The following is a 502-nucleotide window of genomic DNA, read 5'->3' on the forward strand; positions in this document are numbered from 1 at the left end:
ATGAACCGCTCGGCCTTGCCGTTGGTTTGTGGCCGATACGCGCGGGTGAACTTGTGCGCGATGCCCAGTTGCTGGCAAGCCTGCCGGAATGGCTTGGAACGGAAGGCCGGGCCGTTGTCGGTCAGCACTCGCTTGATCGTCACGCCCAGGCGGTTGTAGTACGCCACGGCGTCACGCAGGAACTGCACTGCGCTGGGGGCACGCTCGTCGGGGTGGATAGCTGTGAAGGCCACGCGGGCATGGTCGTCCACGGCCACGAACAGGAACTCCCAGCCGGCTCCAGCTACCGAGTCACGCCGGTTGCCGGTGACACGATGCCCCGGCCGCTCGATACGCCCGAGCTTCTTGGTGTCGATGTGCAGCAGATCTCCAGCCCGTGCATGCTCGTAGCGCTGTACTGGCTCGCGCGGCTGCAGATCCGACAGCTTCGACAGCCCGGCTCGGCGCAGCACACGGCTGACCGTGGCCTCTGACACGCCCACGCTCTGAGCAATTCGTGCCT

1 protein-coding gene is annotated in these 502 nt (G+C 65.9%); it reads right to left on the minus strand.

The genetic code is table 11. The features are described from left to right. Window positions 1–502 (minus strand): DDE-type integrase/transposase/recombinase (locus tag Tchar_RS13690; RefSeq protein WP_144329505.1); only part of this gene is annotated, 502 nt, incomplete at both ends.

It is taken from the genome of Tepidimonas charontis, from assembly GCF_007556685.1.
GTDB lineage: Bacteria > Pseudomonadota > Gammaproteobacteria > Burkholderiales > Burkholderiaceae_C > Tepidimonas > Tepidimonas charontis.